Source organism: Pseudomonas nitroreducens, from assembly GCF_010994165.1.
Taxonomy (GTDB): Bacteria; Pseudomonadota; Gammaproteobacteria; order Pseudomonadales; family Pseudomonadaceae; genus Pseudomonas; species Pseudomonas nitroreducens.
In genome coordinates this window covers 502,505-520,200 of the sequence record NZ_WMBX01000001.1, presented here as the reverse complement: position 1 = coordinate 520,200, position 17,696 = coordinate 502,505, and the positions used below count along the sequence as shown (strand labels likewise).

Here is a 17,696-nt window from a genome sequence, read left to right as displayed (position 1 = left end):
CGTACTGCGGATCAGGGAGCGAACAACTGATCTGAGAACGAGCACGACCCTGCCCCTCGCCCTCAGACGGGTTGCACTAGTCGGTTCCGTACTTCGGCGATCGGGGACCGTATAGCAGGCCAGTCGGTTGCCCCGCAGAAAGCAGACGCTGCCCGGTGATGCCCGCAATCGGATACCCCGCATCGTCCACGGAGCTACTGATGATTTGCTTTACAGCCGCGGTCACCAGCGCACCTACCAGGCCACCGCCGCCGTTATTCCCACCTTCTTCGCTGGAGGCACTGGCAGTCCCCGTCCAGAGGGTGGCACCGGACTTCAGGTCCACCAGCTTGGCGGAGGCCGTCACGATCGTTGCGCTGCTGATCACCATGTAGCTGGTGCCATACGCCGTAACGGTGATGTACAGCGCTGCATCAGCACCGAATATCTCGTGCAACTTGGTTACCGGGATCTGATGGATGTCTCCCGGGGCGGTGACGCCGTTCTGCCGGAAAGTCTCGTCCACCAACGCCACCGGCAGCACGTAGTAACCGGCCTCGGCCAGTGGATACGTCACTTGCGCAAGCATGCCGTAGGTCGCTTTCACGTCCGGCGACTCGTTCAGTGGCGGCAGCACGACAATCGAGCGTGGGCGGCTTTGCTTGAACGCCGAGTAGTCCACGGACTTTGTCGGCGCACATCCGACACATAGACCTATCAACAGGAGGCTGCCGAGAAACTGGCTCAATCGTTTGGTCATTGCGCACCTGCCTTGCCGGCATTCTTCATGAGGAAGTCCATATAGGTTGCGGACTCGGGGAACAGCGCCTTCTCGGTCTGGAATTGCTGGATCATCTGGTCGTCCTTGCCCAGGCTTGAATACAACAGGCCCAACTGGGCGTGATAGCCCGGCGGCACCGCGCCATTCTTGGCCTTGATCTTCTCCAGATCCGCCTCCAGCTCCTGAACCTGAGCCTCTTTGGACTCCCCCTTGAAGTACTGGTAAACCTGCGGCTGATAGCCTTCCCACTGGTAAAGCGTCTTTTGCTGGGCGCATCCCGCCAGGAACAGCAATGCCAGCACCGCCAAGGAAGGGCGCAACGAGGTTGGAATGGTCATATCGCCTCCGGCTCTCACTGAATCTGGGGCTTCCACGCCCCGGTATCGACTGCACTGACAAGCTTGTTCACCGCCTCTCGCATGGCCAGGTCCAGGACCTTCCCATTGAGGGTGGAGTCGTAACTTGCGGTACCGCCAAAGCCGATGATTTCGCGGTTTGACAAGGCGTACTCACCTGCGCCCTGGCTTGAATAAACGACCTCGGAAGTGCTGATGTTGACTATGTTCAGCGCGACCTTGGCATAGGCCACCTGCGACTTGCCGCGCCCGAGAATTCCGAACAGTTGCCGATCGCCGACTTCCTTGCGGCCAAACTCGGTGACATCGCCCGTTATCACAAAATCCGCGCCTTTCAGGCTTTGCGCCTTGCCCTTGATCGCCGCCTCCTGCTGGATTTCGCCCATGTTGTCGCGGTCGAGCACCGTGAAACGATTGGTCTGCTGAAGGTGCGTGATGAGAATGGTTTTAGCCTGTCCGCCGAGTCGGTCAACGCCATCCGAAAAGATCCCGCGCATGTAACTGGAGCGGTTGTCGAACTTGCCCACGGCAATCGGCGTGCGTATCCCCGCGTACGGTTGGTTGGCACTCTGTACCTGTGCCACTGGAAGCGCCGTGGAAGTTTCAGTGGCGCATCCAGCCAGACCGACCAGAGCTACGACGGAGATCGCTGCTGCCAAACCTGATTTTGATACTGCGTGCATGCATAGCTCCCAAATGTCAGAAGAAGAGATCGACGCGGAAATAAACCGGGTGTTCGCGTCGCTCGATGAGGTCGGGGCGCTCCAGCGAGCGCGCCAGGGTGACGGAGGCGGCGGCGTACTGCCCGCGCGCGCTGAATTCCACGCCGTGGCCACTCATGCGACCGGAGAGGCCCTGGTTATAGCGGCCGTGCTCGATGGCGCCGACGTCATAGGCGTAGGCGACGCCGTACTCCTGCACCCAAGGCAGCAACGGCTCCCAGGTCACGGCGCGGCGCCAGCGCAACTGGTTGCGCCAGTAGTAGCCGGAGTCGCCGGAGAGGGTCTGGTCCTTGAAGCCACGGATCGAGCTGAGGCCGCCCAGGCTGATGCGCTGTGGGCTATAGAGCACATCCTCGCTGTGTTGGCCGGTGGCGAGGCTTTCGAAACTGAAGGCTTGGTCCCACAGCGTGAACGGCTGCAGGTAGCTCAGGGTCAGGCTGTATTTGTTGTAGCGAGCGGTGGGGCTGCCATGAGGCGCAGCATGATCGTCGTCCTGTGCGCCGAAGGCGCCGATGCCGCGCTGCCAGCCGATATCGGCGTTGACGAAGGCGCTGCCGATGCGCCGGCCATGGTTGAGGCCAAAGCGAAACTCACTGAGGTGGGTGCTGGAGACATCCAGCAGAGTGTCGTCGATGTAGTTGCGGGTGCGCTGGTGGCTGAGTCCGAAGTTCACCCCGGTCTTGCTCACATCGTCGCGATACAACACGCGCTCGGCGCCGAGCTGGTGGGTCTCGTTGTCGCCGTCGTACTTGAAGGCGAAGCCGGCGTCTTCGTTGCGGGTGCGGTAGTAGTTGCGGCTGTAGCTGTAGTTGAAGGTCCACCACCCATAGGGAACGCTGTACCACAGGCTCTGGTTGTCGGAGTGCTTCCAGTGGTCGCTGACCACGTCCTCGCCATAACGCAGGCCGAACTGGTCGGCCAGGCCCAGCGGGCTATCCCAGTCCAGGCCGACACCGGCCTGCTGCTCGCCGGAGGTCGCATCGCCGTTGTTATCGCGGCTGGCGGAGACTCGCCAGGGCTTGCTGCGCTCGCCCTTGAGCTGCACCCGGCTGCCGCCCACTTCCTGGCCTGGCACCAGTTCCATCTGTGCCTGGCGTGAAGGCAGGCGGTTGATCTGGTCGACCAGTTGCTCCAGCTCGCGCAGCTTCAAGACGTCACCGGTGGCACCGGGAAAGGTCATGGCCAGTTCGCGATCACTGGCCAGCTCCGACTGGTCGAAACCTTCGAAGCGCCCTTCGACCACGATGACCTTCAGCTCGCCACTGGAAAGGTCCTGCTGCGGCAGGTAGGCGCGGGTCGTAACGAAACCTCGGGAGAGGTAATGGTCGGTGATGCCCTTGAGCAACTCGTTGAGCTGGTTGACCCCCAGGCATTGGTCGCGATACGGCGCCAACAGCGCTTCACGCGAACGCGCGTCGAGGTGCTCGGCGCCTTCCAGGGTGATGCTGCGAATGGTGAAGCAGCGGGTATCCGGCGCCGTAGTCGGCGGCGCCTCGCTGGGCGCCTTGCCAGGGAGCTGCTGGAGCTCCTCCAGGCGCTTCTGCTGCTCACGCAGGAGTTGTTCCTGGCGCTGACGCTGGAGGTCGTTGTCACCCGGTGTGGGCAGTGGTGCAGCAAAGCTTGCCGAAGCACAGCAGAATGCCAGGACCGGCATCCAGCCACGGTAGAGAACACGCATCCTTACGATCCCCGTCTTCCGGCCGAGCGGCCAGTCCATCCCAAAAGACGGATTGGATCATATTTGATACATGATGCCCTTAGGCCATTATCCCGATGAAATGTAGGCTGTTTCCCATTTTCTGGGAGACATTGCGCACAAGCAGCAGTTGCCTGTGCGCCCGATTGTCACAGCTCAGGAATGCGCAACAGTTGCCGGGAGATGACTTTGCGCTCAGCAAGGTGGTGTTGGGAAACCGGGCGCTTGCTGCTCAATAATGGGGAGGAGGCGCCTCGTCGTCCGAGACACCCACCTGCCCCTGCAGGTCTTCCAGGCGCTTGAGCAATGCCTGCATCTGCAGGCGCAGGCGCTCGATCACCCGCTCCTGCTCATAGACCACATCGCTCATTGTCTGTAGCGCGTCATCCTGGAAGGCCAGTCGGCTCTCCAGATCGGCCATCCGTTTTTCCAGATCCATCACTTACTCCTGGCTGAAGCGAAAACCGTCGCCCAGCACCATGCGCAATTTCTCGCGTAGGCGAGCCAGCTCTTCTTCTTTATAAGGCACAGCCGCGTGCTTGCCCCAAACCGGGCCCGGCCAGGCGGCATCGCTCGCCTTGCGCACGATGACGTGCACGTGCAGCTGACTGACGACGTTGCCCAGGTTGGCGACGTTCATCTTGTCGGCATCGAAAGTGTCCTTGAGCACTTCAGCCAGTTGGGTCGCCTCGCGCCACAGCTGTTGCTGGTCAGCGACGTCCAGCTGGAAGATTTCGCTCACATCCTCGCGGCGCGGCACCAGGATGAACCAGGGGTACTGTGAGTCATTCATCAGCAGCAGGCTGCTCAGTGGGAAATCCCCCAGTGCAACGGTGTCCTGCTGGAGACGGGAATCCAGGGCGAACATAAGACTTCTCCTGCTCGACGAGCCTTGTTTTAGCCTAGCTCCGCGAAGGAGCCGAAGGGCGCGAAGAATACTAGAGAGCCGTTGCGGCGAACATGCTCAGGCGCAGCCCCATCCCGGAGCAAGCCGCCCAAGGCCTTGCCCCAGTATCGGGCATGACGCGAATTGGCATATCCCGACAACAGGCGCGTGCAGGAAACCACACGGCAATCCCGGCCATCAGCGCTGAAAAATCGTTTAAACAGCGGGATCTGCGGAATGTCGGAAAACGACATCGGCGCGCTTCCATGTTGCAAATCCCCAACAGAAGCCGTGAAATGGCGCCAACACGTCGCAAGACGCGCACTGTGAAAGCGGCTCCGGGCATTTGTGCACGGTTGTTGCTAGAGGCAAGGACATCGCTCCGACGGCCACCCCTTTCAGAAAGTGGGCGCGGAAGCGTGAGAAAGCATGAAGTGGTTGAGGGAGAGTAAAACCACAAGACTGAAGCAACATTGGAGCAATGAGGGGGACAACCTCTTTTTGCAACATCGAAACTGCTTGAATGCGACATGTGTCATGCAGCTTTGCGACAGTCCCGTAACGTTTCCGTGTGTTTATTTGGGCAACTATCGCCAACTGAACACGCGTGCTATAAGTTAGCGCCGACAAAAAGAATGAGCCGTCACCGCGGCACTGTGATGGCAGATAATTTCAAAACCAAAGGAGCAATCACAATGAAAGTGATGAAGTGGAGCGCCATCGCCCTGGCGGTTTCTGCAGGCAGCACACAACTGGCAATGGCCGAACCCTTCGTAGGTAATCAGGCTGACGCTAAAGGCTTTGTCGAAGACAGCAGCCTGAACTTCCTGGTTCGTAACTACTACTTCAATCGCGACAACAAGAACGGTAGCCGTGACCAGCGCGACTGGACCCAAGGCTTCTGGGGCAACTACAGCTCCGGCTTCACCCAAGGCACCGTGGGCTTTGGTGTTGACGCCTTCGGCTACCTGGGCCTGAAGCTCGACGGCGGCCGTGGCTACGGCGGCACCGGCAACCTCCCGGTCCACGACGATGGCCGCAAAGCTGATGACTTCGGCAAAGCTGGTGCAGCGCTGAAAGTTCGCGTATCCAAAACCGAGTTGAAACTCGGCGATATGCAACCGACCGCGCCGGTGTTCGCTGTAGGTGGTACCCGTCTGCTGCCGCAAACCGCCAGCGGCATCGCACTGATGAGCAGCGAGATCGAAGGCCTTGACCTTGAGGCTGGTCACTACTACTCCGGTACCGGCCAAGACACCACCAACCGCGATGGCAAGCTGACCGCCACCTACGCTTGGTATGGCGACAACGACCTCGACGCCCGCACCGTCGATTTCGTTGGTGGCAAGTACGCCTTCTCCGAGAACTTCACTGCCTCTCTGTATGGCTCGAAGTTCAAGGACGTCTGGAACCAGTACTACACCAACCTGAACTACACCCTGCCGATTGCTGATGATCAGTCGCTGGGCTTCGATTTCAACTACTACCGCACCACCGATTCCGGCTCGGCGAAAGCAGGCGATATCGATAACAACACCTTCTCCCTGGCCGCTGCGTATACTCTGAGCGCCCACACCTTCACCCTGGCCTTCCAGAAAGTTAACGGCGACACTCCGTTCGACTATCTCGGCGTAGGTGACAACAACGCAGGTGGCGACTCGATCTTCCTCGCCAACTCCGTTCAGTACTCTGACTTCAACGGCCCAGGCGAAAAATCCTGGCAGGCTCGTTACGATCTGAACATGGCTGAGTACGGCGTACCGGGCCTGACCTTCATGACCCGTTATATCACTGGTAAGGATATCGATGGCAGCCACATCGATCCGACCAGCGTATATGCCGCTTACGGCTACGGCGACGACGGCAAGCACCACGAAACCGACTTCGAAGCCAAGTACGTCGTACAAGCTGGCCCCGCGAAGGACCTGTCCTTCCGCATTCGCCAAGCGTGGCACCGCGCCAACACCGACCAGGCCGAAGGCGACAACAACGAGTTCCGCCTGATCGTCGACTACCCGCTGTCCGTTCTGTAATCCAGAGCGCACTGTAGGTAACTAAAAAGCCCGGCTTCTGCCGGGCTTTTTTATTGCAACTTACCTACAACTTCGAACGTATCTGTTACATCGGTAAAACATAGGTCCCAGTCACATGGGCGACCAACTCCTCGGGATTGCTGACCGAGTAGACAGCTACTTCGCAAACCACCTGCCGCCGACCGAGTTTCAATATCTTGGCTTCCGCCAACAGATCTTCCGGCTTCGGCTTGCTGAGAAAGTTGATATTGAGGTTGGAAGTAACAGCCATCTCGACGTTATCCAGTTGCGCCAGAATCACCGCGTACATCGCCGCGTCCGCCAGCGACATGATGGTCGGCCCGGAGACCGTACCCCCCGGACGCACCATCCGCCCGTGGAACGGAACCCGCACGAAGGCGCTGCGTCCTTCCAGTGCATCGATGCGCAGATCCATGTCGTCCGCCATGGGCAATCCCGCGCGAATGAACGCCTGTACCTGCGCCGCAGTTAAACGACTCATGCCACTCCTCCCTCTCCGTCCGCCGCGCCCTGTACGCAGCCAGACCTGCACCGTACAATGCCCAGCCTATATTCCCCTTCGCAACCGACAAAACGGCCAAAGATGCGTACCAGTCAGTACCTGCTGTCCACCCTGAAAGAAACCCCTTCCGATGCGGTCGTGATCAGCCATCAGCTGATGCTGCGCGCCGGCATGATCCGCAAGCTGGCGTCCGGTCTGTACACCTGGCTGCCAATGGGTCTGCGGGTGCTGCGCAAGGTGGAGACCATCGTTCGCGAAGAAATGAACGCCGCCGGTGCCATGGAGGTGCTGATGCCGGCCATCCAGCCCGCCGAACTGTGGCAGGAATCCGGTCGCTGGCAGCAGTACGGCCCCGAGTTGCTGCGCCTGAAGGATCGTCATGACCGCGACTTCTGCGTCGGCCCGACGCACGAGGAAGTGATTACCGATCTGGCACGCAATGAGCTGAACAGCTACAAGCAGCTGCCGATCAACATGTACCAGATCCAGACCAAGTTCCGTGACGAGATCCGTCCGCGCTTCGGCCTGATGCGTGGCCGCGAGTTCATCATGAAGGATGCCTACTCCTTCCACGCCAGCCAGGACTCGCTGCAGGCGACCTACGATGTCATGTATGGCGCGTACAGCAAGATCTTCACCCGCCTCGGCCTGGATTTCCGTGCCGTGCAGGCGGACAACGGCTCCATCGGCGGTAGTGGTTCCCACGAATTCCACGTGCTGGCCGGATCCGGTGAAGACGATATCGTCTTCGGCGAGTCCACCGATTACGCCGCCAACATCGAGAAGGCCGAGGCCCTGCCCCGCGAGACCGCTCGTGGCGCTGCCAGCGAAGAACTGCGCCTGGTCGATACTCCCGAGACCAAGACCATCGCCGCCCTGGTGGAGAAGTTCGGCCTGCCGATCGAGAAAACCATCAAGACTCTGGTGGTGCACGCCGCCGAGGAAGGCAAGCTGATCGCCCTGGTCGTCCGTGGCGACCACGAACTCAACGAAATCAAGGCCGGCAACCACCCGCTGGTGGCCAGCCCCCTGCAGATGGCCAGCGAAGCGGACATCAAGGCCGCCATCGGCGCCGCGCCCGGCTCCCTCGGCCCGCTGAACCTGCCGCTGCCCTGCATCATCGACCGCTCCGTCGCCCTGATGAGCGACTTTGCCGCCGGCGCCAACGTCGACGACAAGCACTACTTCGGCGTGAACTGGGAACGCGACCTGCCGGTACCGGAAGTCGCCGACCTGCGTAACGTCGTGGAAGGCGACCCGAGCCCGGACGGCAAGGGCACGCTGGTGATTCGTCGCGGCATCGAAGTGGGCCACATCTTCCAGCTCGGCACCAAGTACAGCGAAGCCATGAAGCTTGCCGTACTGGGCGAGAACGGCAAGCCGGTCACCCTGATCATGGGCTGCTACGGCATCGGTGTATCCCGCGTAGTCGCCGCCGCCATCGAGCAGAACTACGACGACCGCGGCATCCTCTGGCCGGCCGCCCTGGCGCCCTTCCAGATCGCCATCGTGCCGATGAAGTACGAGAACGAGGCCGTGCGCGCCGCCACTGACAAGCTCTACGCGGACCTCACCGCCGCTGGCTTCGAAGTGCTGCTGGACGACCGCGACAAGAAGACCAGCCCCGGCGTGAAGTTCGCCGACATGGAGCTGATCGGCATCCCGCACCGCATCGTGGTCAGCGAGCGCGGCCTGGACGAAGGCACCCTGGAGTACAAGGGTCGCCGTGACGCCGAGTCGCAGCCTGTCGCCCTGTCCGACCTGCAAGCTTTCATCACGGCCAAGATCGGCAACTGAGCAGAGCGATGTCCACCCGAAGTACCTCAAGCCTCGTGGCTGCCGCCCTGTGCGGCAGCCTTCTGCTGAGCGGCTGCGCCAACCAGCTGCCGCAACGCAGCGAGCATGAAGAGCGTGTCGAGCGCAAATTGCTCGACCACAGCCTGCAGATCGACGTGGGCACCCCGGGCACGCTGGAACTGCCGCAGCGGCGTATTCGCGTGCAGGAACAGAAGACCTTCGAAGTCACCGAGTTCGAGGTCACCCGCCGCTACGACCGCTACACGCCGTACCAGGGCTGGCGCAAGGTCTACGAAATGCCGCTGGGCGTCGTCGCCTTCGTTGGCGGTATCGGCGCCAACGTGGTCAACGTGTTCGCCCTGGGCAACCTGCCCGAGAGCGTCACCCGCGGCTGGATCCGCTACGGCATCGATGGCATGAATCCGTTCATGAACGTCGAGTCCAACGGCCGTGCCGAGCAGAACCTGGCCTCGATCGACGAAAAACAGCGCGACAAGCGCACCGAGTACTCCAGCCTGCCCTGGTCGGAGCGCCCGGTGACCGTCACCGCCGGCAAGAACTCCCAGGAGCTGCTGACCGACCGTCACGGCGTGCTGCGCCTGAATCTGCTGGAAGGCCCGTTCAGCGACGACGAGGTCAGCCGCATCGGCCGCCTGCAGTTCAGCGTCCAGGACCCTTCCGACGACACCCGCGCCGACGCCAGCCTGCTGGTCAGCCGCTCTCTGCGCGGCAAGCTGCAGGAAGCCCACGCGCTGATTTACGATGACCTGGAAGGTGACGATGTGCACCACTGGGTACACCGGGTGAAACGCCTCTCCGACCTGGGCCTGGAAGAGGAAGCGAGCGAACTGGAACAGAGCCTGATCGAGCTGACCCGCAACGATCCGGAGCTGCAGAAGGAGTTCCTCCACAGCCTGATGACCGACGCCGGTCGCCTGGCAGCGGACCCCGGCGTCAGCAACTGACACCTAGCGGCGAACGATGAAGCCGGTGATGCCCTGGGGTGTCATCGGCTGCAGCTCCACCGCCGCCACCTTCGCCTTCACCGGCCCGCGCGCCAACCATTTCTCCAGCTCGCGTACCGCGTCTTCCTCGCCTTCGACCAACAGCTCCACGCGCCCACCTTCGAGGTTGCGTACCCAGCCGTCGATTTCCAGGCGCTCGGCCTGCTCCTGGGTGCTCTGGCGGTAATAAACACCCTGTACCTTGCCGCTGATGTAGCCGTGCAGACAGATCCTGGCCATTACTGTTTCTCCTCGCGCAACGCGCCAAGGCGCGCCAGCACGCCGGCGGCGGTCTGCTCGCCGAGCAACTGCTCGCGCAGCTTGCCCTCAGGGTCGACGATGTAGGTTACAGGCAAGGCTTCACTGCGCGGCAGGCTGAACCGCGGCGCGGGGTCATCGGCCAGCACGGTGTATTGCACGCCCAGCGCCTGTGAAGCCTTTGCCAGGTCCGCATCACGCAGCCCATCGAAGTTCACCCCCAGCACCCGGAAGCCCTTGGCCTTGCCCTCCTCCGCCAGGTGATTCAGCTCGGGAATCTCCTTGCGACAGGGCGCGCACCACTCGGCCCAGTAATTAATAACTAGCCACTGGCCATCTACGCCGGCAGCGGGTACTTTCTGTCCATGCTGATCGGTGCCATAGTCCGCCGAGCAGCCGGCCAGGATCAGGCCGGCCATCAAGCCCATCACAATACGGAGCCGCACTCCCATGCCTTCAATCCTCGTGTATGCGGGGTGGTCATGATGCTCGATGCCCTGCGCCTGGAGGTGCCGGACATCCTCGAAGAAGACGCCGAGGCAATGAGCAACCTGGCGGCCGGGCTCCAGGAATCGCGGCAGCAACCCCTGCAGGAAGGTTTGCAGAAGGCTCTGGGCACGCTGTTCCGCCTCAACCGATGCGCGCTGACCTTACTGGAAAGGCAGCGCGCCCTGCAAAGCCTCAGCGAAGAATACCGGCATTACGAACGGCTGATCCGCCAGGAAAAGACGCCGCCGGCGTTGTTCGTGCACTTCTGCAGCGAGCTGGCCGCCGGCTTCAAGCGCCTGTTGCTGCAGATCCTGCACGGCCACAAGCCTTCGCGGCCGCACATGGCCTGGTGCTTGTACATGGCCCAGCATTTCCTCGCCCAGGCCCTGTTGCGCCATTACCAGCAATACCAGCAGCCGCCCGGCAGCCTCTGGCGTGACAGCCACCTGCTCTACTGGATCGGCGAGCATCAGGAGTGCCTGGACGAGCCGGTTGCCGCCGCTTTCGACCCGGTGCCCGCAGGCACCTTGCGCGGGCTGTACCAGCAGATCCTGCTGCTGGCCCTGAGCAATCCGTTCCACCTGACCGAAGGGGAAGCCCCGCAACTGTTCAGCGCGCTGGCACCGCTGGCCGCACTGGGTCGACTGCTGCCCTGGGACGATGAGGAACAGGAAGGCTTCGTGGTCGACCTGGGCTCTGACCAACCGTGCCTGGCCGCAGAGCAGGCACGCGATGCCCCGAAGGAGCAACTGCGCCGGCTGGAACTGGGTGCCCTGCTGATCGCCCTGCACGATCCCGCGCCGCTGCGTCGACTGGAGCAAGGCGCACTGCTGGATCGCGTCCGCCACCACTGGCTGGGCCACCAGACGCGCCGCCATGAGCGTGCAGAACAAACCGGCAACTGCCGCGTGGTAGTCGGCCTCCCAGCCATCCAGCAGCACCTGCTGGACAGCTCAGCCAGCCCCTGCCGGGAAGCCACGCTGATGGATGCCAGCGCGGGCGGCGCGCGCATTCTCTGTTCCGGCCAGCAGGCCGGGCAGCTCCCGGTCGGCCAACTCCTGCTGATCCCCAGCAACGGCGGCACTCCCACCCTGGCCGTGGTGCGCTGGCGACACCTCAACAGTGACGGGCTGCACCTGGGCCTGCGTTACCTCAAAGGGCTTCCCCGCCCGGTCTGGCTGCGCCGCGCACCTGACGCGCAGCGTCACCCCGGCGTGCTGCAGAGCACACCGGAACCGGGCAACGGCTGGTATCACGGGCTCTGGGTCGCCCAGGGGCAATTCGTCGAAGGCGAGAACCTCTGGCTGCAACTGGCCAGCTTCGACAACCAGACCATCCTGCCCCTGCCGGCAGCCAACCTCAGCACGCCACTGGTAGCTCGCCACCCGCTGCGCCTGGCCTGATTGTCGATTTTGGGAGAGATGTCACAGGCAAGATCGGCAGTAGGCCCGATATGCCAGGCATCTGCCTCCCTATAATTCGAACGTTCGTTCTGACTCTCGGGACGATTCTCGCTCGCCGATAACTCAGCGGCCTTCAGAATGCGACTGGCGCCATGCACGCCAGCCTCCAGCGACAGGACAGCCAGATGCAGCCTACAGACCAGCTTGTCAGCAAGGTTCCCAGCCATATTGTCGCCAGCGCCCGGCCGGCCAATGCGGCGAATGGAGGACGGCTGGCCGACTTCAATGTCGCGGTCTGGCTACATCTGCCCGGCGTAGCGGACCTGCCGGTGACACTGTTGCTCAACTACCGCGATGGGGAGCGCAGCCGGGAAGTGGTGATCGACCATGGCACGGTCAATAAACAGAGTCGCATCCTGCTCTCAGGTGTGGCCCGACTGCCGTTCTCCCTGCGGATCGAGGATGCGCAGATCAAGCTTCGCGCGGCCGTTCCTCTGTCGCGGGTGATTGCCGAGGAGGTCTTCATGCAGGCGGTAGAGCAACAGGCGGGCGCCGCGCGTCCGGTAGCCACCAGCCTCTAAGGGTCAGCCCAGCTGTCGCACCGGGGTTTCATCCGACGACTCGGCCGCAACGCTTTCGGCGTTGTCGTGCGGGACGGACGGCAGGAGCGATTCAGGCCAGCGGCTGAATTGCAGACCAGTGATTCGATTCAACCGCTCCAGAGCGCTCGTCAGATCGCGCTGATGCAGGTGCACTACGTTGTTCTGGTCTTTTTTCATGGATTCGCTGGCCTTGGAGGAACTTCTGAAGGACTTCTGTGTCCTGTTACCTCCATAGCCAGAACTGTGCCAATTCTGAAATAGCGAGAATTGGCGCATCTCCTGAAGTGGTACAAAGCCGCGACAGAATCAGATTCGCCGCAAACTGACGTTTTGCGTCACTCGGAATGTGACGGCTTCAACCATTTCGCCAGGCTATCGCCGAACAGCTCCTGTCGGTCAGCCTGATAGCGCGCCAGCGTTTCTCGCAACTGCGGGTACCACGGCTCATCCAGAGTCGTCGGCAAGGCCTCCAGACACGGCAATGGCCAGGGGCTGCGGTTGAGCAGGTGGTGCAGGCTGTAGCTGCCCAGGTCGCGGCACAGCACCCAGGCCGCGGTGGTCGAGCCGGCGCGGCAGACCAGTTGCTCGCCCTCCAGGAAATCCAGCACCTCTTCCCACTCGTCTTCCGGCAGCAACCAGCCCGCCCGATGCAGGTGCGCCAGGCGCGTCGGCAAGCCATGGCGCTGGCGGTCGAAGAACACCCGCAGTACGCCGAGGATGACCAGCAGGCGTGGCATGGCGCGTCGACGCCAGAGCCGGGTCGACGACAGGTTGCAGACCAGCTCCGCACCAAACAGCACGATCAGCCACGACAGGTAGATCCACAGCAGGAACAGCGGCACCGTGGCGAAGGCACCGTAGATCAGCTTGTAGCCGGGGAAGAAGCTGACATAGAAGCCGAACAGCGACTTCGCCGCTTCGAACAGGATCGAGGTGAACACCCCGCCGGCCAGGGCGTGCAGGAACGGCACCCGCGCGTTGGGCACCGCCGCATAGATCAGGGTGAAGGCCGCCACGCTGGCCAGCAATGGCATGAACTTCAGCAGCATCGCCGCACCCGGCAGCGCATGGGGGCCGGAGAGCAGCGACAGCGAAGTGATGTAGGTGGACACGGCGAAACCGGTCCCCAGCAGCAACGGGCCCAGGCTGAGGATCGCCCAGTACAGCAGGAAGCGCGTTACGCCCCGCCGTGGTTGACGCACACGCCAGATGGCGTTGAAGGCCTTCTCGATGGTCACCAGCATGGTGAACGCTGTCACCGCCAGGAAGGCCACGCCCAGCCAGGTCAGGTGGCGCGCCTGCACGGTGAAGTTGCGCAGGTAGGCCTCCACCGCCTCGCCGGTAGAGGGCACGAAGTTGCGGAACACGAACAGCTGGATGCGCTCGCCCATGCCCTCGAAGGCCGGTACGGCCGAGAGCATGGCGAAGGTCACCGTCATCATCGGGACGACCGCGAACAGCGTGGTGTAGGTCAGGGCCGCGGCGCTGTTGGGCGCCTTGTCGGCCAGGAAGCGCTGGACCAGATAACGGCCGAATTCGACCAGGCCCTGCAAGCGTTCGTGCATGAAGTGTCCTTTGGCTGCACTGAAAAAACCGTCCTCGTAGATCGCGGCGAACGACAGCGGTTCAGTCCAGTCCGAGGAGGCGGTTAGAATAGCCGCCACTTCATCGGCCTTGCGAGTCCCGGCACATGAGCCAGATTTCACTTTTCCATAATCCGCGCTGCTCCAAATCCCGCGGCGCCCTCGAACTGCTCGAGGAACGCGGCATCCAACCCGAGATCATCCGCTACCTGGAAACTCCGCCCAGCGCGGCCGAACTCAAGGCGCTGCTCGGCAAGCTGGGTATCGGCGCACGCCAACTGCTGCGCACCGGCGAGGACGAATACAAGGAGCTGAACCTGGCCAACCCGGCACTGGGCGACGACCAACTGATCGAGGCGATGGCCAGCCATCCCAAGCTGATCGAGCGGCCGATCCTCATCGTCGGCGACAAGGCGGTCATCGGCCGCCCGCCGGAGAAGGTTCTGGAGATCCTGCCTTGAGCGCGCCTTACGTCCTCGTCCTCTACTACAGCCGCCACGGCGCCACCGCCGAAATGGCCCGGCAGATTGCCCGCGGCGTCGAGGCCGGCGGCCTGGAAGCGCGCGTGCGCACAGTGCCGGCGGTGTCCACCGAGTGCGAAGCCGTCGCCCCGGATATCCCGGCCGAAGGCGCACTCTACGCCACCCTGGATGACCTGAAGGACTGCTCCGGCCTGGTCCTCGGCAGCCCGACCCGCTTCGGCAACATGGCCGCGCCGCTCAAGTACTTCCTCGATGGCACCAGCAGCCTGTGGCTGACCGGTGGCCTGGTAGGCAAGCCGGCGGCAGTCTTCACCTCGACCGCCAGCCTGCATGGCGGCCAGGAAACCACCCAGCTGTCGATGCTGCTGCCACTGCTGCACCACGGCATGATCGTCACCGGCATTCCCTACAGCGAGCCCGCCCTGCTGGAAACCCGCGGCGGCGGCACGCCTTACGGCGCCAGCCATTTCGCCGGCGCCGATGGCAAGCGCAGCCTGGACGAACACGAGATCACCCTGTGCCGCGCGCTCGGAAAGCGTCTGGCCGAAGTCGCCCGCAAACTGGAGAGCTGAATGGCCCGCAAGAACAAACCGCTGCCGCCCATGGACTGGCTCAAACCCCGGCTGGCCGCCAGCCGCGCGGTCGCCCTCGGCAGCTTCATCGGGCTGATCCTGCTCATCGTCATCTGGGACCTGCTGTTCGCCGACGCCCACGGCGGCGCGCGCTGGGTGCCCTGGGTGTTCCTGGGCTTCAAGCTGCTGCCGCTGCTGGTCGTGGCGCCGGGCATCCTGATCGGTAGCGCGCGTGGCCATGCCTGGGCGTGCTACGTGATCAACCTGTACTTCATCCTCGGCGTGCTCAACGCCTTCGATCCCAACCACGCCATCTTCGGCTGGGCGGAGATCATCCTCAGCGTGTCGCTGTTCTGCTCGGCGCTGATGTACACGCGCTGGCGCTTCCAGTACGACCGCAAGCTGGCCGGCGAAGGCCAGGAACCGCAGCAGGAAGCGACGAGCGCCTGATAAGGGAGTCGGGGAAACCGGGGCTTACCAGCCCATGGTTTCCTTGAGGAAGGGAATGGTCAGCTTGCGCTGCGCCTGCAGCGAGGCCTTGTCCAGCTCGTCCAGCAGGTCGAAGAGGAACTGCATGCTGCGCGCGCCACGGGTAAGGATAAAGCGCCCCACTTCATCGGTCAGGTGCAACCCACGGCGCGAGGCGCGCAGCTGAAGGGCGCGCAGCTTCTCGTCATCGGTCAGCGGGTGCAGCTGGAAGATCAGCGAGAGCGTCAGGCGGGATTTCAGGTCCGGCAGCTTCACCCCCAGCTCGCGCGGCGACACCGAGGCCGACAGCAGCAGCTTGCGGCCGGAATCGCGCAGGCGGTTGAACAAGTGGAACAGCGCCTCTTCCCATTCGCGCTTGCCGGCCAGGGCGTCGAGATCGTCCAGGCACACCAGCTCGCGCTGTTCGAGGTTGTCGAAGATTTCCGGACCGTAGGCCACCAGGTCCGCCATCGGCAGGTAGACGGACGGCTCACCCAGTTGCTCGGAACGAATGCAGGCAGCCTGCAGCAGGTGACTGCGGCCCACGCCTTCGGCGCCCCAGAGATAGATCAGGCTTTCCGTCCACCCCGCCTCGGGCTCGCACAGACGCTCGACATAGCCGAGCGCCGCGGCGTTGGCACCGGGGTAGTAGTTGGCGAACGTTGCGTCATCGCGCAGACGTACGCTGAGTGGGAGCTGCATAGGAGTCATGCCGGGCCGGGCGTTTCTTCAATCGCTTGGGGTGGGCCTTGGTGACTGAAAGTTTATCCAAATCAGAAGGATAACGCAGCTACCACGTGCGACTCAGAGCCACCGGCGCCGGGAAGCGGGACTTTGCCCGCCTCCGCAGGGCTCATTACCAGTGGAAGCGCAGGGTGTTCTGCGCCGGCACGGCCGCGTTCGGCATCGGTTGGCCATTGGCGTCGACCGCCGGTTGCGCCGGCTCCGCCGGGGCTTCCTGCAGGCGGGCCAGAGCCAGTTGCGCACGCAGTTGCTCGGGGCTGGCGGTGACGCGGTAGACGAGACGGTTGCCCCGTACCTCCACCAGCTTGGCGCCCATGGGCTCCAGCAGGCGCGAGACTTCGGCGTAGCGCGCCAGGTCGGCGCCCTCGATCTGCAGGACCTGGGCCGAAGCCGAGCCTGCCGAACCGACGAAACGCTGCGACAGGCGCTGGGACACGCCGAGCATTACCGCATCGGCCAGCGCGTCCGGGGTATCGCCCTGGGCCTGGCCCTGTTCGCGGCTGTCGCCCATCCACACGCGCCAGGTGGCGGTCCACTTGCCGTCGGCTTCCTTGGCGTCCACCGCCAGCAGGGCATCGGCGCCGTAGCGTTCGGAGGCGGACTTCAAAACATCCGGCTGGGCGGCGTTGAGATTTTCGGGAGTACCGACCTGCTGTTCACTGAGGTCGGCGATCGGCAGGCGCAGCGGCAGGCCGCGGCGCTGGGCGGCGCGGTTCAGCGGGGCGGAGGCTTCCTGGCTGTCGCCGACCAGGCTGCTGCCGTTGGCGCTTTCGTTCAGCCACCAGGCCAGCACGCTCGGGCGGCTGGCACCCCAGACCGGCAGGCCGGCCTGGCGCAGGGCGTTGTCGGTGGCAGTCGGGTCGAAGTCCACCACCAGCGCCATGGGCGGGCCATTCTCGAAGCCGTACTGGCTGATCAGTTGCTGCGGGTCCTTGAAGTAGCCGGCCAGGGCCGGGCTCTGCGCAGCGCTGGCATTGCCGGTCAGGCGCAGTACCAGGGTCTGCAGGGCGCGGGTCAGGCCGGCGTTGCGCTCGTCCGGCTGCTGGGAGGCGACCGGTTCGTGCACCTGGTACAGGTTGCCCAGCGTTTCAGCGAAGGACGGCAGGCTGAACAGCGTCAGGCAGAGGATCAACAGGCGGGCGGTCAGGCGCATGGCGGGTTCTCGCGCAGGAAAACGAAGGCACCGTCGACAAACGCGACGGCAAGGAAGGCCTATACCTTAAACAGCCGTCCGGCCAGCGGCAACAGCGCGAGATGGCCGCTGCCGGGCAAGCCTGATAAAATCCCGCGCCTCCCGCGCAGGCCGGGAAGCGCAAAC

The 17,696-nt window shown here is 63.2% G+C and carries 22 protein-coding genes; 8 read left to right on the top strand and 14 right to left on the bottom strand.

The genetic code is table 11. The features are described 5' to 3' along the window. Positions 1 to 76: 76 nt before the first annotated feature. From GJV37_RS02475 to GJV37_RS02445, 7 genes are all read right to left on the bottom strand, one after another. Positions 77 to 739 carry a DUF799 domain-containing protein gene (locus GJV37_RS02475; protein WP_169888823.1) on the bottom strand — a complete coding sequence of 221 codons (663 nt, stop codon included), beginning with the start codon at positions 737 to 739 and terminating at the stop codon, positions 77 to 79. Next, complete coding sequence (locus tag GJV37_RS02470; protein ID WP_246228265.1) at positions 736 to 1,092, bottom strand: DUF4810 domain-containing protein; 357 nt, start codon at positions 1,090 to 1,092, stop codon at positions 736 to 738. The genes GJV37_RS02475 and GJV37_RS02470 overlap by 4 nt, the downstream gene beginning before the upstream one ends. 20 nt (positions 1,093 to 1,112) lie before the next feature. Continuing rightward, positions 1,113 to 1,799 (bottom strand): CsgG/HfaB family protein, encoded by a 687-nt coding sequence (locus tag GJV37_RS02465; protein WP_169888827.1) that lies wholly within the window; start codon positions 1,797 to 1,799, stop codon positions 1,113 to 1,115. 16 nt (positions 1,800 to 1,815) lie between these two features. Beyond that, a complete protein-coding gene (locus GJV37_RS02460; RefSeq protein ID WP_240967312.1) occupies positions 1,816 to 3,516 on the bottom strand; it encodes a ShlB/FhaC/HecB family hemolysin secretion/activation protein in 1,701 nt (566 codons plus the stop codon). Between the two features lie 250 nt (positions 3,517 to 3,766). Further along, positions 3,767 to 3,973 carry a SlyX family protein gene (locus tag GJV37_RS02455; protein WP_024763353.1) on the bottom strand — a complete coding sequence of 69 codons (207 nt, stop codon included), beginning with the start codon at positions 3,971 to 3,973 and terminating at the stop codon, positions 3,767 to 3,769. Between the two features lie 3 nt (positions 3,974 to 3,976). After that, positions 3,977 to 4,402: an HIT family protein gene (locus GJV37_RS02450; protein WP_024763352.1), complete on the bottom strand. Its 426-nt coding sequence runs from the start codon at positions 4,400 to 4,402 to the stop codon at positions 3,977 to 3,979. Positions 4,403 to 4,431: 29 nt separating this feature from the next. After that, complete coding sequence (locus GJV37_RS02445) at positions 4,432 to 4,674, bottom strand: hypothetical protein (RefSeq protein WP_024763351.1); 243 nt, start codon at positions 4,672 to 4,674, stop codon at positions 4,432 to 4,434. 441 nt (positions 4,675 to 5,115) lie between these two features. Here GJV37_RS02445 and GJV37_RS02440 point away from each other — a divergent pair, with 441 nt between their 5' ends. Continuing rightward, a complete protein-coding gene (locus GJV37_RS02440; RefSeq protein ID WP_065085799.1) occupies positions 5,116 to 6,453 on the top strand; it encodes an OprD family porin in 1,338 nt (445 codons plus the stop codon). An 85-nt stretch (positions 6,454 to 6,538) separates the two neighbouring features. On the opposite strand, the gene GJV37_RS02435 is transcribed toward GJV37_RS02440, so the two are convergent. Further along, positions 6,539 to 6,955, bottom strand: a complete 417-nt coding sequence (locus tag GJV37_RS02435; RefSeq protein ID WP_024763349.1) for a PaaI family thioesterase — start codon at positions 6,953 to 6,955, stop codon at positions 6,539 to 6,541. Positions 6,956 to 7,057: 102 nt separating this feature from the next. On the opposite strand from GJV37_RS02435, the gene GJV37_RS02430 reads away from it, so the two are divergent. Together GJV37_RS02430 and GJV37_RS02425 are read left to right on the top strand one after the other, a co-directional pair. Beyond that, positions 7,058 to 8,773, top strand: coding sequence for a proline--tRNA ligase (locus GJV37_RS02430; protein ID WP_170859314.1), 1,716 nt, complete (start codon positions 7,058 to 7,060; stop codon positions 8,771 to 8,773). 8 nt (positions 8,774 to 8,781) lie between these two features. After that, positions 8,782 to 9,738 (top strand): YceB family lipoprotein, encoded by a 957-nt coding sequence (locus GJV37_RS02425; RefSeq protein WP_024764550.1) that lies wholly within the window; start codon positions 8,782 to 8,784, stop codon positions 9,736 to 9,738. Positions 9,739 to 9,741: 3 nt separating this feature from the next. Here the strand turns inward: GJV37_RS02425 and GJV37_RS02420 are convergent, their stop codons facing one another. Together GJV37_RS02420 and GJV37_RS02415 are read right to left on the bottom strand one after the other, a co-directional pair. Continuing rightward, positions 9,742 to 10,017: an acylphosphatase gene (locus GJV37_RS02420; RefSeq protein WP_193452124.1), complete on the bottom strand. Its 276-nt coding sequence runs from the start codon at positions 10,015 to 10,017 to the stop codon at positions 9,742 to 9,744. Then, a complete protein-coding gene (locus GJV37_RS02415) occupies positions 10,017 to 10,487 on the bottom strand; it encodes a TlpA disulfide reductase family protein (RefSeq protein ID WP_065085797.1) in 471 nt (156 codons plus the stop codon). Before GJV37_RS02415 ends, GJV37_RS02420 begins: the two co-directional genes overlap by 1 nt. A gap of 30 nt (positions 10,488 to 10,517) precedes the next feature. Here GJV37_RS02415 and GJV37_RS02410 point away from each other — a divergent pair, with 30 nt between their 5' ends. After that, complete coding sequence (locus GJV37_RS02410; protein ID WP_024764553.1) at positions 10,518 to 11,927, top strand: PilZ domain-containing protein; 1,410 nt, start codon at positions 10,518 to 10,520, stop codon at positions 11,925 to 11,927. 185 nt (positions 11,928 to 12,112) lie between these two features. Further along, positions 12,113 to 12,508 carry a hypothetical protein gene (locus tag GJV37_RS02405; RefSeq protein WP_037013718.1) on the top strand — a complete coding sequence of 132 codons (396 nt, stop codon included), beginning with the start codon at positions 12,113 to 12,115 and terminating at the stop codon, positions 12,506 to 12,508. Between the two features lie 3 nt (positions 12,509 to 12,511). On the opposite strand, the gene GJV37_RS02400 is transcribed toward GJV37_RS02405, so the two are convergent. Both GJV37_RS02400 and GJV37_RS02395 read right to left on the bottom strand, forming a co-directional pair. After that, positions 12,512 to 12,706 carry a hypothetical protein gene (locus GJV37_RS02400; protein WP_024764554.1) on the bottom strand — a complete coding sequence of 65 codons (195 nt, stop codon included), beginning with the start codon at positions 12,704 to 12,706 and terminating at the stop codon, positions 12,512 to 12,514. A 158-nt stretch (positions 12,707 to 12,864) separates the two neighbouring features. Continuing rightward, positions 12,865 to 14,094, bottom strand: coding sequence for a YihY family inner membrane protein (locus tag GJV37_RS02395; protein WP_024764555.1), 1,230 nt, complete (start codon positions 14,092 to 14,094; stop codon positions 12,865 to 12,867). Positions 14,095 to 14,219: 125 nt separating this feature from the next. On the opposite strand from GJV37_RS02395, the gene arsC reads away from it, so the two are divergent. From arsC to GJV37_RS02380, 3 genes are read left to right on the top strand one after another with little or no spacing between them, the layout of a single operon-like run. Continuing rightward, positions 14,220 to 14,573: an arsenate reductase (glutaredoxin) gene (arsC, locus tag GJV37_RS02390; protein ID WP_054907474.1), complete on the top strand. Its 354-nt coding sequence runs from the start codon at positions 14,220 to 14,222 to the stop codon at positions 14,571 to 14,573. Then, a complete protein-coding gene (gene wrbA / locus GJV37_RS02385; protein WP_024764557.1) occupies positions 14,570 to 15,166 on the top strand; it encodes an NAD(P)H:quinone oxidoreductase in 597 nt (198 codons plus the stop codon). Before arsC ends, wrbA begins: the two co-directional genes overlap by 4 nt. Then, complete coding sequence (locus GJV37_RS02380; RefSeq protein ID WP_024764558.1) at positions 15,167 to 15,616, top strand: DUF2069 domain-containing protein; 450 nt, start codon at positions 15,167 to 15,169, stop codon at positions 15,614 to 15,616. It begins immediately after the preceding gene. 24 nt (positions 15,617 to 15,640) lie between these two features. On the opposite strand, the gene hda is transcribed toward GJV37_RS02380, so the two are convergent. Further along, entirely contained in the window at positions 15,641 to 16,345 is a 705-nt protein-coding gene (gene hda / locus GJV37_RS02375) for a DnaA regulatory inactivator Hda (protein ID WP_024764559.1), read from the bottom strand. A gap of 145 nt (positions 16,346 to 16,490) precedes the next feature. After that, the gene (locus GJV37_RS02370) at positions 16,491 to 17,531 is read right to left on the bottom strand and encodes a DUF2066 domain-containing protein (RefSeq protein WP_193452123.1); all 1,041 of its coding nucleotides are present in this window, start codon (positions 17,529 to 17,531) and stop codon (positions 16,491 to 16,493) included. Between the last annotated feature and the right edge of the window lie 165 nt (positions 17,532 to 17,696).

Bases quoted from the DNA above. Each gene is read 5' to 3' on its own strand.
- GJV37_RS02475 (WP_169888823.1), bottom strand. From the start codon at position 739: ATGACCAAACGATTGAGCCAGTTTCTCGGCAGCCTCCTGTTGATAGGT.
- GJV37_RS02465 (WP_169888827.1), bottom strand. From the start codon at position 1,799: ATGCACGCAGTATCAAAATCAGGTTTGGCAGCAGCGATCTCCGTCGTA.
- GJV37_RS02460 (WP_240967312.1), bottom strand. From the start codon at position 3,516: ATGCGTGTTCTCTACCGTGGCTGGATGCCGGTCCTGGCATTCTGCTGT.
- GJV37_RS02455 (WP_024763353.1), bottom strand. From the start codon at position 3,973: ATGGATCTGGAAAAACGGATGGCCGATCTGGAGAGCCGACTGGCCTTC.
- GJV37_RS02450 (WP_024763352.1), bottom strand. From the start codon at position 4,402: ATGTTCGCCCTGGATTCCCGTCTCCAGCAGGACACCGTTGCACTGGGG.
- GJV37_RS02445 (WP_024763351.1), bottom strand. From the start codon at position 4,674: ATGTCGTTTTCCGACATTCCGCAGATCCCGCTGTTTAAACGATTTTTC.
- GJV37_RS02440 (WP_065085799.1), top strand. From the start codon at position 5,116: ATGAAAGTGATGAAGTGGAGCGCCATCGCCCTGGCGGTTTCTGCAGGC.
- GJV37_RS02435 (WP_024763349.1), bottom strand. From the start codon at position 6,955: ATGAGTCGTTTAACTGCGGCGCAGGTACAGGCGTTCATTCGCGCGGGA.
- GJV37_RS02430 (WP_170859314.1), top strand. From the start codon at position 7,058: ATGCGTACCAGTCAGTACCTGCTGTCCACCCTGAAAGAAACCCCTTCC.
- GJV37_RS02425 (WP_024764550.1), top strand. From the start codon at position 8,782: ATGTCCACCCGAAGTACCTCAAGCCTCGTGGCTGCCGCCCTGTGCGGC.
- GJV37_RS02420 (WP_193452124.1), bottom strand. From the start codon at position 10,017: ATGGCCAGGATCTGTCTGCACGGCTACATCAGCGGCAAGGTACAGGGT.
- GJV37_RS02415 (WP_065085797.1), bottom strand. From the start codon at position 10,487: ATGGGAGTGCGGCTCCGTATTGTGATGGGCTTGATGGCCGGCCTGATC.
- GJV37_RS02410 (WP_024764553.1), top strand. From the start codon at position 10,518: ATGATGCTCGATGCCCTGCGCCTGGAGGTGCCGGACATCCTCGAAGAA.
- GJV37_RS02405 (WP_037013718.1), top strand. From the start codon at position 12,113: ATGCAGCCTACAGACCAGCTTGTCAGCAAGGTTCCCAGCCATATTGTC.
- GJV37_RS02400 (WP_024764554.1), bottom strand. From the start codon at position 12,706: ATGAAAAAAGACCAGAACAACGTAGTGCACCTGCATCAGCGCGATCTG.
- GJV37_RS02395 (WP_024764555.1), bottom strand. From the start codon at position 14,094: ATGCACGAACGCTTGCAGGGCCTGGTCGAATTCGGCCGTTATCTGGTC.
- arsC (WP_054907474.1), top strand. From the start codon at position 14,220: ATGAGCCAGATTTCACTTTTCCATAATCCGCGCTGCTCCAAATCCCGC.
- GJV37_RS02380 (WP_024764558.1), top strand. From the start codon at position 15,167: ATGGCCCGCAAGAACAAACCGCTGCCGCCCATGGACTGGCTCAAACCC.
- hda (WP_024764559.1), bottom strand. From the start codon at position 16,345: ATGACTCCTATGCAGCTCCCACTCAGCGTACGTCTGCGCGATGACGCA.
- GJV37_RS02370 (WP_193452123.1), bottom strand. From the start codon at position 17,531: ATGCGCCTGACCGCCCGCCTGTTGATCCTCTGCCTGACGCTGTTCAGC.